The sequence below is a fragment of the Streptomyces sp. NPDC057253 genome (genome assembly GCF_042669125.1).
Taxonomy (GTDB): domain Bacteria; phylum Actinomycetota; class Actinomycetes; order Streptomycetales; family Streptomycetaceae; genus Streptomyces.
Map to the genome: position 1 here is coordinate 14893 of NZ_JBHUXV010000017.1, position 12889 is coordinate 27781.

Sequence of the window (12889 nt, forward strand, 5' to 3'; positions counted from 1 at the left end):
CGGGGGTGCTACACCGTGCCGAGCGCGCTGTCGCGGGCGGCACGGAAGGCGGAGTACGGCTCGCGGTCCGGATAGGACCAGGGGGCCGGGGTGGGGCGTTCGCCGATGCGGTGGAAGAGGGCGGCGGCCTCGGCGCCGCGGCCCTCGCAGACCTTCGCGTGGGCGAGGAAGTTCAGGTCGACCAGTCGGCGGGGGTGGTCCTCGTGCTCCCACTCCAGCCACCAGTCGAAGGCCGACTTCATGACCTGCCGGGCCCGGCGGCCGGTCCAGTGCCCGGAGGCGGCGGGGTCGCGCGGCTCGTGACCGGCGGCGGCCAGCGCCCGGTAGCGCTCGGCGTGCGCGATGACCGGCAGGATCGCGAGCGGTGAGTCGGCGGGTGCCTGTTCGGCGGCCCACTTGGCGAAGTCGTACACCTCGTGCAGCGGGTCGGGTCCGGCCTCGGCGCGGCGCTCGGCCAGCCGGGCGACCATCAGGTGGTGGGCGTGGTGGTGGTCGGCGTAGCGCTGTCTGATCTCGCCGAACACGTCGGACACCTCGTCGGCCGCGCCTAGGTCGCGCTCCAGCAGGAGCAGGCCGAGCCAGGGGGTCGGGTCGGCGGGCGCGCGCAGGGCCGCGGTCCGGCAGGCCTCGCGGGCGTCGGCGGGCTTGCCCTTGCCGCGCTGGACGCGCTGGACCAGAGACAGGGCGAGGAGGACGGCGGCGTCGGGGGCGTCCGGTTCGGCCACCAGCCAGTCCCGGGCCCAGGCCTCGCTGTACGGTTCCGCGGCGAGCACCGTCACCCGGTGGCCGCGCCGGTCCCAGTCGTCACCGGTGCGGGCGAGCAGCGACCGCACCGCCTGCCATCTGCCCTGCGCCAGCGCGGCGCGCGCCTCGATGAGTTCGGCGTCGTCGAGGGCCGCGTCGAAGGCCTGCGCGGCGCGTTTTCGACTGCGGCCGAAGGGGGGCGGGGGCGGCGACACCGTGTGGGCTGTCCTCACGGAACATGGGGCGTGACGGGTGGGGCGGGAGGGGTGCCTGCGCGGATACGGGCAGGCAGGGACAGTCGATGCGGGTGGGTTCGGCTGGCCGATTCGCACCGCCATCGACTGATCACGGACAGCCAACCCCTCACCGGGGGTTTCCGTCAAGAGTCGAAGGCGCGTTACACGCGTCAACTCTCCACACCTGAGGGGAAGTTGTGATACTCCGGTGCTGGTGGGACCGGGTCAAGGCCCGGCGTCTGTGGCGTACGCCATGGCGCGGCCCTCCCCCGCACCGCACCATGGCGGGAACCCCCGCCGCCCGGACAGGCGCGAGGGCCGAATCGACGGTCCGAATGCGGGTACTCCCAGGGGCAAGCCGGGCACTGGGACGCTACAGTCGGCGACTAACCACCCGCCGCCCGGCCGGACGATCGAGGTAGACAGCGTGTCGGTTCTGGTTCTGACTCTCGCCGTGAGTGCTGCCTGTTGCCTGGGCTTCGGCTTTGTGCTGCAGCAGAACGCGGCCCGTCAGGCCCCGCTGAGCGACTTCCTCTCGCCCCGGCTGCTGCTCGACCTGGTCAAGGTGCCGCGCTGGCTCGGCGGCATCGCCCTGATGGTGGCCGGCATGGTCCTCGGCGCGATCGCGCTGGGCCAGGGCGAGGTCTCCCTGGTGGAACCCCTGCTCGCCACGAACCTGCTCTTCGCCCTCGCGCTGTCCCGCCGGCAGACGAGGCAGCCGCTGGGCCGCCAGGGCTGGGCGGGGCTGGCCCTCCTCGCGGGCGGGGTGAGCGCGTTCATCGTGGCGGGCGAGCCGCGCGGCGGCACCGCGGTCACCGACCCCTTCCGGCACTGGCTGATCATCGGCGCGATGATCGGCCTCGCCCTGCTGCTCACGACCTTCGCCAAGCGCTCCCGCCTGAGCTCGGGCCCGGTCCTGCTGTCCCTGGCGGCCGGTCTGCTCTACGGCGTCCAGGACGCCCTGACCCGCGTCAGCGGCCAGCGCTTCACCGAGGGCGGCCTCGTCGAACTGCTGACCGGCTGGCAGCCGTACGCCGTGCTGGCCCTCGGGGTCACCGGGCTCGTCCTGGTGCAGAGCGCGTTCGAGACCGCGCCGCTGCGGATGTCACTGCCCGCGCTGACCGCGGCCCAGCCGCTCGCCGGGATCGTCTGCGGCGTGGGTTTCCTGGGCGACCGCCTGCGCACCGACACGGGGGCGCTGACCTGGGAGGCGCTGGGCCTCGCGGCCGTCGTCGTCGGCATCGTGCTGCTGGGGATGCATCCGGCGATGCCGCGCGGGGCGGGTCGGCTGGAACCTGCGCGGGACCTTCAGCCGAGCTGAGGGGTGGGGCGCCCGTGGGGCCCAGGCCCGGGTGAGGACCGCCCCTGCTTGGATGGGGCCCATGAGCGCTGCTGACGAGATCCTCGACATCGTCGACGAGCACGACAACGTCGTCGCCCAGTCCCCGCGCGGTGCCGCCTACGCCGAGGGGCTGCGGCACCGGTGCGTGTTCGTGCAGGCCAGGGACGCCGAGGGGCGGCTGTTCGTACACCGGCGCACCTCGACCAAGCTGGTCTTTCCCTCGCTCCACGACATGTTCGTGGGCGGAGTCGTCGGCGCGGGCGAGTCGTACGACGACGCGGCCCTGCGGGAGGCGGAGGAGGAGCTCGGGGTGAGCGGACTGCCCCGCCCGGAGTTCCTCTTCAAGTTCCTCTACGACGACGGGGCCGGTCGGACCTGGTGGTCCGCGGTCTACGAGGTCCGCTGCGAGCTCCCGGTCAGCCCTCAGGTCGAGGAGGTCGCCTGGCACGCCTTCCTGCCGGAGGACGAGGTGGAGCTGCGGCTGCGGGACTGGGAGTGGGTGCCCGACGGACTGGCGGCCTACGAGCGGCTCAAGGCGTACCGGTCGATGGGCTGACCGGCAGGGGCGAAAGGGCGCCGACCGCCGGAAGCTCCACCGTGACGCTGAGCCCGCCGTCGGGACGCGGCGCGAGGGCGAGGGTGCCGTCGTGCGCGTGGGTGATGGTCTTGGCGATCGCGAGACCGAGCCCGACGCCCGCGTGGTCCGTGTGAACCCGCTCCGTGCCGCGCTGGAACGGTTCGGTGAGGGTGGCGGCCAGCTCCGGGCTGAGTCTCTCGCCGGTGTTGTCGACCGTCAGCGCCACCACCCCGCCCCGGACGCCGGTCGTGACCCGCACGACGCCCTCGCCGGGCAGGTTGTGGACGATCGCGTTGTGCACGAGGTTCGTCGTGAGCTGGAGCAGAAGCGCGGGGGACCCACTGGTCGGGGCGACGTCCCCGACGGTCTCGACCGTGATCCCGTGCTTCTCCGCGAGCGGCAGGAGCGTCTCGGTGGCCTCCTCCGCGAGCAGGGACAGGTCGACGGGTTCCCGGGAGAAGGACCGCTGGTTGGCGCGGCTGAGCAGGAGCAGCGCCTCCGTGAGGGCGATCGCCCGGGCGTTGACGGAGTGCAGGCGTTCGATGACCTCGCCGGTGTCGGCGTGCGGGTCGGCGCGGGCCACGTCGAGCAGGGCCTTGGAGACGGCCAGCGGGGTGCGCAACTCGTGCGAGGCGTTGGCGGCGAACCTCTGCTGTTCGGCGACGTGCGCCTCCAGCCGGGCGAGCATCGCGTCGAAGGCGTCGGCGAGCTCACGGAACTCGTCCTTGCGGCCCGGCAGCCGGACCCGGTGGGAGAGCGAGCCGTGGGTGGCCGAGCGGGTGGCCTCCGTGACGCGGGTCAGCGGGGCCAGCATCCGGCCGGCCAGGATCCACCCGCCCACCAGGCCGAACACCAGCAGGAACGCCAGCACCGCGGCCGCCCTCGGGGCGAACACCCCCAGCAGGGCGGACCGGATCGGGAAGACACCGCCGGTGGGCCCGTCGTCGGGGTTGTAGAGCATCGCGCGGTCGGGGACGTACCGCAGCAGGAACAGCCACACCGCGGCGAGCAGCAGAAGACCAGCGACCATGAGGAACCCGGCGTAGCTGAGGGTGAGTTTGAGGCGGACGCTCATCCCGGGCCGCCTATCCACGGGCCGCCCCCACGTCCCCGGCGCCCGGCTGCGGGTCGATGCGGTAGCCGACGCCCGGCACGGTGGCGATGACCCAGGGTTCGCCGAGCCGCTTGCGCAGGGCCGAGACGGTGATGCGGACGGCGTTGGTGAACGGGTCGGCGTGCTCGTCCCACGCCCGCTCCAGCAGCTCCTCGGCGCTGACGACCCCGCCCTCGGCGGCGACGAGGACCTCCAGCACGGCGAACTGCTTCCTGGTCAGCACGACGAAACGGCCGTCCCGGTAGACCTCTCGGCGGAACGGGTCCAGGCGCAGCCCCGCGATCTGGCGCACCGGCGGCCGGCTGTGGCCGCGTCTGCGGTCGAGCGCTCTGAGCCTGAGTGCGAGTTCCCGCAGTTCGAAGGGCTTGGTCAGGTAGTCGTCGGCGCCGAGTTCGAAACCGGAGGCCTTGTCGTCGAGGCGGTCGGCCGCGGTGAGCATGAGGATCGGCATCCCGCTGCCGGAGGCGACGATGCGTTCGGCGATCTCGTCACCGGAGGGCCCGGGGATGTCGCGGTCGAGGACGGCGATGTCGTACGTGTTGACGTCCAGCAGTTCCAGCGCGGTCCCGCCGTCGCCCGCCACGTCGGCCGCGATCGCCTCCAGGCGCAGACCGTCGCGGATGGCCTCCGCCAGATAGGGCTCGTCCTCGACAATCAGCACACGCATGGTCCGATGCTACGAACCGCCGTATATCGGCGGCGTATCGAAATCCGCATACGGTCCGGCAACACCGCGCCGCCTTGACTGACGGCATGACTGCTCCCATCCCGACCCCGGCACGCACCAGGACGGCCGCTCAGGAGGTTTCCGCCCGTCGGCCGGCCCACTCCGGGGCCTGGCGTGCGGGCGTCCGTCGGCTGGTCCGCCTCGGGCTGCGCCCGGAGCCCTGGCGGCGGGGCCCGGTGCTCGCCGCGTCGGCGCTGCTGCTCGGTCTGCTCATGCTGCTGCACGGGAGCGTCCCGAACCGGGTCGGGCAGCTGGGCAGTCTGCTGGAGACCTTCCTGCCGTGGCTCGGCGTGTTCGTCCCGGTGCTGCTGGCCGGGGCGCTGCTGCGGCGCTCCGCCTCCGCGGTGGTCGCGCTGCTGCTGCCGGTCACGGTGTGGCTGAACCTGTTCGGCGGGCTGCTCGGCGACAGGTCGCACTCCGGCGGGGACCTCACCCTGGTCGGCCACAACGTCGGCGCCGACAACCCCGACCCGGCCGGCACCGCCCGCGACCTGGTCGCCGCCGGAGCGGACGTGCTGGCGCTGGAGGAGATCACCCCGCAGGCCGGCGCCGTCTACGAGAAGGAGCTGGCGACGACGTACCCCTTCCACACGATGCTGGGCACGGTCGGGCTGTGGAGCAGGCTGCCGCTGTCGGACACCCGGGCGGTCGACATCGAGATGGACTACGGTCCGCTGGCGGCCACCAAGCCGGCCGGGGCCGACCGGGCGACGAACCGGGCCCTGCGCACCACGGTGGCCACGGCCCGGGGGCCGCTGGTGGTGTACGTGGCGCACCTGGCGTCCGTGCGGGTGACGCCGAGGGACGGTTTCGGGACGGCGCAGCGGGACCGGGGGGTACGGGCGATCGACACGGCCGTGGCGGGCGAGCGGAACGAGCGGGTGGTGCTGCTCGGTGATCTGAACGGCACGGTGGACGACCGCGCGTTCGCCGGGCTCACCGCGCGGATGCGTTCCGCCCAGGAGGCGGCGGGAGACGGTTTCGGCTTCACCTGGCCGGCGGGGTTCCCGGTGGCGCGGATCGACCAGATCCTGGTCCGGGGGGTGACGCCGGAGAGCTCGTGGGTGCTGCCCGCGACGGGGAGCGACCATCTGCCGGTGGCGGCGAAGATCAGCTGGTGACCACCGGCGCCGGGTTCCGGCAGCGGGGCCGATAGGCTCGTGCGCGTGATCGATTTCGCACGGAACGTCCGCGTCTGGTTCGCCCCCGAGGAGGTCCGGCAGGAGGGCCGTACCCCCGACTACCGGTTCTCGCTGGCCAATGAACGTACCTTCCTGGCCTGGTTGCGGACCGCGCTCGCCCTGATCGGCGGCGGCTTCGCCGTGGACCAGTTCCTGCCGGACCTGCGGTGGGGCTGGCGGGTCGGGCTGGCGCTCGCGCTGCTCGCGGCGGGGGTGCTGTGCTCGTTGCGGGCGGTCAATCACTGGGTGCGGTGCGAGCGGGCGATGCGGCGGGGCGAGGATCTGCCGGCGTCCCGGTTCCCGGCGCTGCTCAGTCTCGTGGTCGCGGTGGTGGCCGTGGCCATGGTCGTCGTCGTGCTCGTCGGGTGGGAGGGGTGAGTGAGGGCGCGGCCGGGGAGCGCGACCCGGGTCTCCAGCCGGAGCGCACCCGGCTCGCCTGGCGTCGTACGACGCTCTCGGGCACGGTGGCCGCGGTCCTCGCCGTGAAGACCGCGCTGCACGGCGGCCCGTCCCCCGCGGCCCTGGTCGCCTGCGCGCTGTGCTGCGCCCTCTGGCTGTGCTTCCTGCACCTGGCCCACCTCCGCATCCGCACCCTGGCCGGCCCCGACACCCCGACCGGCCTCGCCCCGATCCACGCGACGGCGGCGGTTCTGTGCACGGTGGCGATGGCGGTCTGCGGGGCGGCGCTGGTGTTCTGAGGGGGTCAGGGGGTGCCGCGTGCGGTCGTCGGGCGGCTGCGCGTGCGTGGGGGCTGGGCGCGCAGTTCCCCGCGCCCCTGGGGAGTGCGGTCGACGGCTGCCGGGCGGCGGGGCCGACGGTCGTGCCTCCGCGCACACCGAGGGTGCCGAGTGCGGTCGTCCGGCGGCTGCGCGTGCGTGGGGGCTGGGCGCGCAGTTCCCCGCGCCCCTGGGGAGTGCGGTCGACGTGGGCCGGGCGGCGTGGCCGGCCGGCCACGCCGGCTCGCCTCGCTCAGGACTCGGCCCGACCCGCCTTCCAGCACCCCCCACGCCACACCACCCGAATCGCCTGATATGCCCCCTATTCGTGGCAGCCTGTCCGACGTCATCGACCGTCGTTTCACAAGGGGAGCATCATGACCACCCTCCACCACGAGCACGCCTCCCACGCGCACGTCCACGGTCCCGACTGCGGTCACACCGAGGTGCCGCACGAGGGGCATGTCGACTACGCGCACGACGGGCATCTGCACCGGGCGCACGACGGGCACTGGGACGAGTGCGAGGCCGGCGGGCACGTCTCGCACGACGGTCACGAGCACCGGCACGGCCAGGACTGCGGCCACGAGAGCGTCCTGCACGGCGACCACGTCGACTACCTCCACGACGGGCACCGGCACGCCGAGCACGAGGGCCACTGGGACGACCACTGACCCGACCGGAACACAGCGAGAGGCTCCACCGACAGCTCCCCGCCGCACCCCGCGGGGAGCTGTCGGCCTATCGTGGGCCGGATCACGTTCAGCGTCCCCTCTGGACGACATACCGACCAGTCGGCATGATGGTCGAAAACGTTCACGCGCGCGTAAGGAGCCCCGATGAGCCCCGACCATCCGCCAGGCCTCGATCTCGACCGGCTGCGCGGCCTGCTCGACCGCGAGCGCCCCGGCCTGGTGCAGGGCCCCCTCACCGGCCGGCTGATCGAGGGCGGACGGTCGAACCTGACGTACGCCGTCTCGGACGGCACCGCGCGCTGGGTCGTACGACGGCCCCCGCTCGGCCATGTCCTCGCCACCGCGCACGACATGAAGCGCGAGCACCGGGTGATCAGCGCCCTCCACCCCACCGACGTACCCGTCCCGGACCCGGTCCTGCTCTGCGAGGACGAGGAGGTGCTCGGAGCGCCCTTCTACGTCATGGAGTACGTCGAGGGCACCCCGTACCGCACCGCCGACCAGCTCGCCCCCCTCGGCCCCGAGCGCACCCGCGACGCCGTGCTCTCCCTCGTCGACACCCTCGTCGAGCTGCACGCGGTGGACCCCGCCGAGGTCGGCCTCGCGGACTTCGGCCGCCCGGAGGGCTTCCTGGACCGCCAGCTGCGCCGCTGGGGCAAGCAGCTGGACGCCTCCCGCAACCGCGACCTGGCCGGCATCGACGAGCTGCACGCGACCCTCGGCCGCCGGCTCCCCGAGTCCCCCGCGGCCACGGTCGTGCACGGCGACTACCGGCTCGACAACGTCCTGATGGGCGACGACGATCGCATCAAGGCGATCCTCGACTGGGAGATGTCGACGCTCGGCGACCCGCTCACCGACCTCGGCCTGCTGGTGATGTACAGCATGCCACTGGGCATGCCCGACTCCCCGGTCTCCACGACCGCCGAGGCCCCGGGCCACCCGGACCCGACCGAGCTGATCGCGCGGTACGCCGAGCGCTCCGGGCGGGACGTGACGGCGGTGTCCTGGTACACGGCGTTCGCGTGGTTCAAGCTCGCCGTGATCCTGGAGGGCATCCACTACCGCTACACCCTCGGCCAGACGGTGGGCCGCGGCTTCGACCGCATCGGCGACCTCGTCCCGGTCTTCATCCAGCACGGTCTGACCACGCTTCAAGACGGCATCCAGGAAGGCTGATCCGCATGGACTTCGCGTTCGACGCACGCACCGAGGAGCTGCGCGCCAAGCTGCTCGCCTTCATGGACGAGCACGTCTACCCCGCCGAGGCCGTCGTGGAGGAGCAGCGCGCCCTGCTGGACTCGCCCTGGGACACCCCGGCCGTGGTGGAGGAGCTGAAGGCGGAGGCGCGCAGGCAGGGCCTGTGGAACCTCTTCCTGCCCGACGCCGAGTACGGCGCCGGCCTCACCAACCTCCAGTACGCGCCGCTCGCCGAGATCACCGGCCGCTCCCCGCAGCTCGCGCCCACCGCGCTGAACTGCGCGGCGCCGGACACCGGCAACATGGAGGTGCTGAGCCAGTTCGGCGACGAGCGGCAGAAGAAGCAGTGGCTGGAGCCGCTGCTCGCCGGTGAGATCCGCTCGGCGTTCGCGATGACCGAGCCTGAGGTGGCCTCCTCGGACGCCACCAACATCACCACGTACATCCAGCGCGACGGCGACGACTACGTCGTCACGGGCCGCAAGTGGTACATCTCCGGGGCGATGAACCCGGACTGCAAGATCTTCATCGTGATGGGCAAGACCGACCCGGACGGCGCGGACATCCGCCGCCAGCAGTCCATGATCCTGGTCCCCCGGGACACCCCCGGCGTCACCGTCAAGCGGGCGATGCGGGTCTTCGGCTACGAGGACCACTACCACGGCGGCCACGCCGAGGTGATCTTCGACCACGCGCGCGTGCCGGCGTCGAACCTCATCGGCGAGGAGGGCGGCGGCTTCGCCATCGCGCAGGCCCGCCTCGGCCCCGGCCGGATCCACCACTGCATGCGGCTGATCGGCATGGCGGAGCGGGCGATCGAGCTGATGTGCCGCCGGGCCGTCTCCCGGACGGCCTTCGGCAAGGCGCTGGCCCAGCAGGGTGTGGTCCACAACTGGATCGCCGACGCGCGCGTGACCGTGGAACAGCTGCGGCTGCTGGTCCTGAAGACGGCCTGGCTGATGGACACGGTCGGCAACCGGGGCGCCCACACCGAGATCCAGTCGATCAAGATCGCCACGCCCCGCGCGGTCGTCGACATCATCGACCGGGCCATCCAGCTGTACGGCGCGGGCGGTGTCAGCCAGGACTTCCCGCTGGCCGAGCTGTACGCCGGCGCCCGCACCCTGATGATCGCGGACGGCCCGGACGAGGTGCACCAGCGGTCGCTGGCGCGCCGGGAGCTGAAGAAGTACCTGTGACCGACCGCTAGGGCCGCAGGGCCCGCAGCAGCAGGTCGGCCAGATGGTCGGCCACCTGCTGCGGGCTCATCGGTCCGTCCGGGCGGTACCAGGTGGACAGGTGGTGGACGGACCCGAAGTGGTAGTCCACCACCAGGTCGGCCGGGGTCGCCGTGGCGAAGACGCCCGCCGACTGGCCCTCCTCGATCAGCGCGCGGAACCGCTCGTGGTACTTGCGCCGCTCGGCCCGCACCTGCTTGTTCTTCTCCGGGCTGAGGTGGTGCATGGACCGGAAGAAGATCATCGCGTCGTCGAGGTTCTCGATCGTCGTGACCACGACGTCGGCCGCGGCGGCCCGCAGCCGCTTCTCGATCGGCTCGTCGGTGCCCGCGAGCGCGTCGAGCCGCTCCTGCTGGACGCGCAGCACGCGCGCGTACACCTCGTGCAGGAGGTCGTCCTTGGAGCCGAAGTAGTGGTACAGCGCCCCCTTGGTGACTCCGGCCGCCTCGACGATCTCCTGCACGGAGGTGCGGTCGTAGCCCTGCTCGGCGAAGAGCCGGGTGGCGGCGGCCAGCAGCCGCTGGGGGACGGGCGTACCGTCTCCGTCCGTCGTCCTGGGCACTGTGCCGCCACCTGCCTTCCTAGGGGTCATTCACTGCCTTGCGGTGGGGAACGCAGTTCCCGACGGAGGATCTTCCCACTTGCCGTCTTGGGCAAGTCGGGCAGGATCTCCACCTGCCGCGGGTATTTGTAGGCGGCCAGTCTCTCCTTGCAGTAGGCGGCGAGCGCATCGGGGTCGGTTTCGGCACCCGGACGGAGGCTGATGTACGCCTTGACGGTCTCCCCGCGGTACCCGTCGGGCACCCCGACGACGGCCGCCTCGCGCACCGCCGGATGCGTGTAGAGCACGTCCTCGACCTCGCGCGGCCACACCTTGAAGCCGGACGCGTTGATCATGTCCTTCTTGCGGTCGACGACGTACAGCCACCCCTGCGGGTCCATGAACCCGATGTCGCCGGTGCGCAGCTCGCCGTCCGGGAAGGTCTCGGCGGTGGCGTCGGGCCGCCGCCAGTACCCGGGCACGACCTGCGGTCCCCGTACGACGATCTCGCCCTGCTCCCCGAAGGGCACCTCGGCGCCCTGGTCGTCGACGATGCGGACGACCGTGTCGGGCCCCGGCACGCCCACCGCGAGCGTCCCGGACACCGGGTCGACGGGCGCCTCCAGCTGGGGCGGCACGGAGGCGCAGGGCGCGGTGCACTCGGTCAGCCCGTAGCCGTTGCGGATGTACGGCCCGAAGCCGGCCCGGAACTTCTCGACCAGGGCGGGTGGCAGCGGGGCCCCGCCGGAGGAGATGTTGACGAAGGACGAGAAGTGCTCGCGGGTCACGTCCGGGTGGGCGGCCAGCGCCATGAACGCGGTCGACGGGCCGACGGTGTAGTGCGGCCGGTGCTCGGCGAAGGCCTCCAGCACCACGCCCGCCTCGAAGCGGTACGTCAGCACGAGCGTGCCCACGCTGTTCAGACACGCCCCGAGCTGGCAGACCATGCCGGTGATGTGGAACAGCGGCGCCAGGGCGTAGTACACGGGCGCCTCGGGCAGCGGCAGCCCGGTCCGCTGCCGCTCGGCGTTGTGCATGATGTTGCCGTGCGTGTTGACGGCCCCCTTGGGGGTGCCGCTGGTGCCGGAGGTGTAGCTGATCAGCGCGATGTCGCCGGGGGTGACGTCCCGGCCCTCGGGCGCCTTGTGCCCGGCCCGCGCGACCGTGACCAGGTCGTCGGCGTCCTCGGCCTGTGGCAGCCGCTCGAAACCGAGCACGCGCGCGTCGCCGCGGGTCTGGAAGTCCAGCTCGCACCCGGTGAGCGCGATCCGCACCGGCGAGCCGGCCGCCGTCTCGCGCAGATACGACTCCCAGGCCCGGTCGGAGCAGATCAGCGCGGCCACCTCGCCGTCCCGCAGCACATGCCCGACCTCCCCCGCCTTGTACATGGGGTTGACCGGCACCACGGTCGCGCCCGCCTTCCAGGCGCCCAGCAGCGCGAGCACGAAGAGCGGGGAGTTCTGGAGCAGGATCGCCACCCGATCCCCGCGCTCCAGCCCGCGAGCGGCGAGGTGACCCGCGACCGAGTCGCTGAGCTCGTCGACCTCGCGATAGCTCAGCCGTCCGTCGAAGTACGCGAGGAAGGGCCGCTCCGGCGCCTCGGCCACGGCCCGCCGCAGGGCGTGCACCAGCGAGTCGTCGGGCGCGATCGGAGCGCGCTGGGCCTCGCTCAGCAGCCCGAGCCAGGGCTTGGCCGCGTACCGCGAGCCTGTCATCGCACGTCCTCCCACTTCTGCTGAAGGTGGTTCATCCCGGCCAGCCACCGGTCCGGCGCGGCGGCCCGCGCCTGGTAGTACTCGGCGACCTCCGGATGCGGAAGGATCAGGAACCGGTCCTCCTCGATCCCCCGGAACAGCGCCTCGGCCACGTCCTCGGGCTCCACGGCGGTCGGCTTGAGCACCAGGTCCCCGGCGGTTCCGGTGGCGGCGAGCATGTCGGTCCGCACGCCCTGCGGACAGATCGCGTGCACCTTGATCCCGCGGTGCCGGTACGTCAGCGACAGGTACTCGGCGAAGGCGAGCGCCCCGTGCTTGGTGACGGCGTAGGGAGCCGCCCCGATCATGGTCAGCAGCCCGGCGGCGGACACGGTCGCCACGAACCGCCCGCTCCCCCGCTCCAGCCACCCCGGCAGCAGCGCGTGAGCGGCCCGGACGTGCGCCATGACGTTGACGTCCCAGGAGGTGGCCCAGGCGTTCTCGTCGAGCGAGTCCCCGCCGAAGGCGACCCCGGCGTTGGCGCAGTAGACGTCGACGCTGCCGCCGAGAGCGTCCAGCGCGTCGGGAACGACCGCGGAGGCATCGCCGGCCAGGGCAATCCCCCCGATCTCCTCGGCGACTGCTTTGGCCCGCCCGGCATCCAGGTCATTGACGACGACCCGAGCCCCTTCCGCGGCGAACCGCCGCGCAAGCGCAGCCCCGATGCCACCCCCCGCCCCGGTCACAACCACTCCGGCACCTTGCAAGGCTCCCACCATCGGTCTCCTTCGACTGCGGCTCGACTGCGAGCCCAGACTAACCGGTCGGTATGTAGGAAGGAAGGGCGGCTGAAGCGCCCCGCGGGGGCCGGCCGGCCGGCAGGA

The 12889-nt window shown here is 72.7% G+C and carries 14 protein-coding genes; 8 read left to right on the forward strand and 6 right to left on the reverse strand.

The window, feature by feature from the left end:
• Positions 1 to 8: 8 nt before the first annotated feature.
• The gene (locus tag ACFULQ_RS11995; protein WP_383541684.1) at positions 9 to 959 is read right to left on the reverse strand and encodes a hypothetical protein; all 951 of its coding nucleotides are present in this window, start codon (positions 957 to 959) and stop codon (positions 9 to 11) included.
• A 448-nt stretch (positions 960 to 1407) separates the two neighbouring features.
• Here ACFULQ_RS11995 and ACFULQ_RS12000 point away from each other — a divergent pair, with 448 nt between their 5' ends.
• Both ACFULQ_RS12000 and ACFULQ_RS12005 read left to right on the forward strand, forming a co-directional pair.
• Positions 1408 to 2301 carry a DMT family transporter gene (locus ACFULQ_RS12000; protein ID WP_383541686.1) on the forward strand — a complete coding sequence of 298 codons (894 nt, stop codon included), beginning with the start codon at positions 1408 to 1410 and terminating at the stop codon, positions 2299 to 2301.
• 61 nt (positions 2302 to 2362) lie between these two features.
• A complete protein-coding gene (locus tag ACFULQ_RS12005) occupies positions 2363 to 2878 on the forward strand; it encodes an NUDIX hydrolase (protein WP_383541688.1) in 516 nt (171 codons plus the stop codon).
• Here ACFULQ_RS12005 and ACFULQ_RS12010 read toward each other — a convergent pair.
• A complete protein-coding gene (locus ACFULQ_RS12010) occupies positions 2853 to 3974 on the reverse strand; it encodes a sensor histidine kinase (RefSeq protein ID WP_383541691.1) in 1122 nt (373 codons plus the stop codon). The genes ACFULQ_RS12005 and ACFULQ_RS12010 overlap by 26 nt on opposite strands.
• A 10-nt stretch (positions 3975 to 3984) precedes the next feature.
• Positions 3985 to 4680, reverse strand: coding sequence for a response regulator transcription factor (locus tag ACFULQ_RS12015; RefSeq protein WP_383541693.1), 696 nt, complete (start codon positions 4678 to 4680; stop codon positions 3985 to 3987).
• An 86-nt stretch (positions 4681 to 4766) separates the two neighbouring features.
• On the opposite strand from ACFULQ_RS12015, the gene ACFULQ_RS12020 reads away from it, so the two are divergent.
• The 6 genes from ACFULQ_RS12020 (at position 4767) to ACFULQ_RS12045 (ending at position 9731) form a co-directional block, all read left to right on the forward strand.
• Entirely contained in the window at positions 4767 to 5861 is a 1095-nt protein-coding gene (locus tag ACFULQ_RS12020; protein ID WP_383541695.1) for an endonuclease/exonuclease/phosphatase family protein, read from the forward strand.
• Between the two features lie 45 nt (positions 5862 to 5906).
• Positions 5907 to 6299 (forward strand): YidH family protein, encoded by a 393-nt coding sequence (locus ACFULQ_RS12025; RefSeq protein WP_383541698.1) that lies wholly within the window; start codon positions 5907 to 5909, stop codon positions 6297 to 6299.
• Positions 6296 to 6619, forward strand: a complete 324-nt coding sequence (locus ACFULQ_RS12030) for a DUF202 domain-containing protein (RefSeq protein WP_383541700.1) — start codon at positions 6296 to 6298, stop codon at positions 6617 to 6619. The genes ACFULQ_RS12025 and ACFULQ_RS12030 overlap by 4 nt, the downstream gene beginning before the upstream one ends.
• A gap of 395 nt (positions 6620 to 7014) precedes the next feature.
• Complete coding sequence (locus tag ACFULQ_RS12035) at positions 7015 to 7311, forward strand: hypothetical protein (RefSeq protein ID WP_383541703.1); 297 nt, start codon at positions 7015 to 7017, stop codon at positions 7309 to 7311.
• A 165-nt stretch (positions 7312 to 7476) separates the two neighbouring features.
• The gene (locus tag ACFULQ_RS12040; RefSeq protein WP_383541706.1) at positions 7477 to 8511 is read left to right on the forward strand and encodes a phosphotransferase family protein; all 1035 of its coding nucleotides are present in this window, start codon (positions 7477 to 7479) and stop codon (positions 8509 to 8511) included.
• Positions 8512 to 8516: 5 nt separating this feature from the next.
• Positions 8517 to 9731, forward strand: coding sequence for an acyl-CoA dehydrogenase (locus ACFULQ_RS12045; protein ID WP_383541708.1), 1215 nt, complete (start codon positions 8517 to 8519; stop codon positions 9729 to 9731).
• 7 nt (positions 9732 to 9738) lie between these two features.
• Here ACFULQ_RS12045 and ACFULQ_RS12050 read toward each other — a convergent pair whose 3' ends face one another.
• The 3 genes from ACFULQ_RS12050 to ACFULQ_RS12060 are packed head-to-tail and all read right to left on the reverse strand — an operon-like array spanning position 9739 to position 12784.
• Complete coding sequence (locus ACFULQ_RS12050) at positions 9739 to 10332, reverse strand: TetR/AcrR family transcriptional regulator (protein WP_383541710.1); 594 nt, start codon at positions 10330 to 10332, stop codon at positions 9739 to 9741.
• A gap of 26 nt (positions 10333 to 10358) precedes the next feature.
• A complete protein-coding gene (locus tag ACFULQ_RS12055; protein WP_383541713.1) occupies positions 10359 to 12026 on the reverse strand; it encodes a class I adenylate-forming enzyme family protein in 1668 nt (555 codons plus the stop codon).
• The gene (locus ACFULQ_RS12060) at positions 12023 to 12784 is read right to left on the reverse strand and encodes an SDR family oxidoreductase (RefSeq protein WP_383541715.1); all 762 of its coding nucleotides are present in this window, start codon (positions 12782 to 12784) and stop codon (positions 12023 to 12025) included. Before ACFULQ_RS12060 ends, ACFULQ_RS12055 begins: the two co-directional genes overlap by 4 nt.
• Positions 12785 to 12889: the final 105 nt, after the last annotated feature.

Coding starts and splice junctions, on each gene's coding strand:
- ACFULQ_RS12040 (WP_383541706.1), top strand. CDS start 7,477: ATGAGCCCCGACCATCCGCCAGGCCTCGATCTCGACCGGCTGCGCGGC.
- ACFULQ_RS12060 (WP_383541715.1), bottom strand. CDS start 12,784: ATGGTGGGAGCCTTGCAAGGTGCCGGAGTGGTTGTGACCGGGGCGGGG.
- ACFULQ_RS12035 (WP_383541703.1), top strand. CDS start 7,015: ATGACCACCCTCCACCACGAGCACGCCTCCCACGCGCACGTCCACGGT.
- ACFULQ_RS12015 (WP_383541693.1), bottom strand. CDS start 4,680: ATGCGTGTGCTGATTGTCGAGGACGAGCCCTATCTGGCGGAGGCCATC.
- ACFULQ_RS12010 (WP_383541691.1), bottom strand. CDS start 3,974: ATGAGCGTCCGCCTCAAACTCACCCTCAGCTACGCCGGGTTCCTCATG.
- ACFULQ_RS12020 (WP_383541695.1), top strand. CDS start 4,767: ATGACTGCTCCCATCCCGACCCCGGCACGCACCAGGACGGCCGCTCAG.
- ACFULQ_RS12055 (WP_383541713.1), bottom strand. CDS start 12,026: ATGACAGGCTCGCGGTACGCGGCCAAGCCCTGGCTCGGGCTGCTGAGC.
- ACFULQ_RS12005 (WP_383541688.1), top strand. CDS start 2,363: ATGAGCGCTGCTGACGAGATCCTCGACATCGTCGACGAGCACGACAAC.
- ACFULQ_RS12045 (WP_383541708.1), top strand. CDS start 8,517: ATGGACTTCGCGTTCGACGCACGCACCGAGGAGCTGCGCGCCAAGCTG.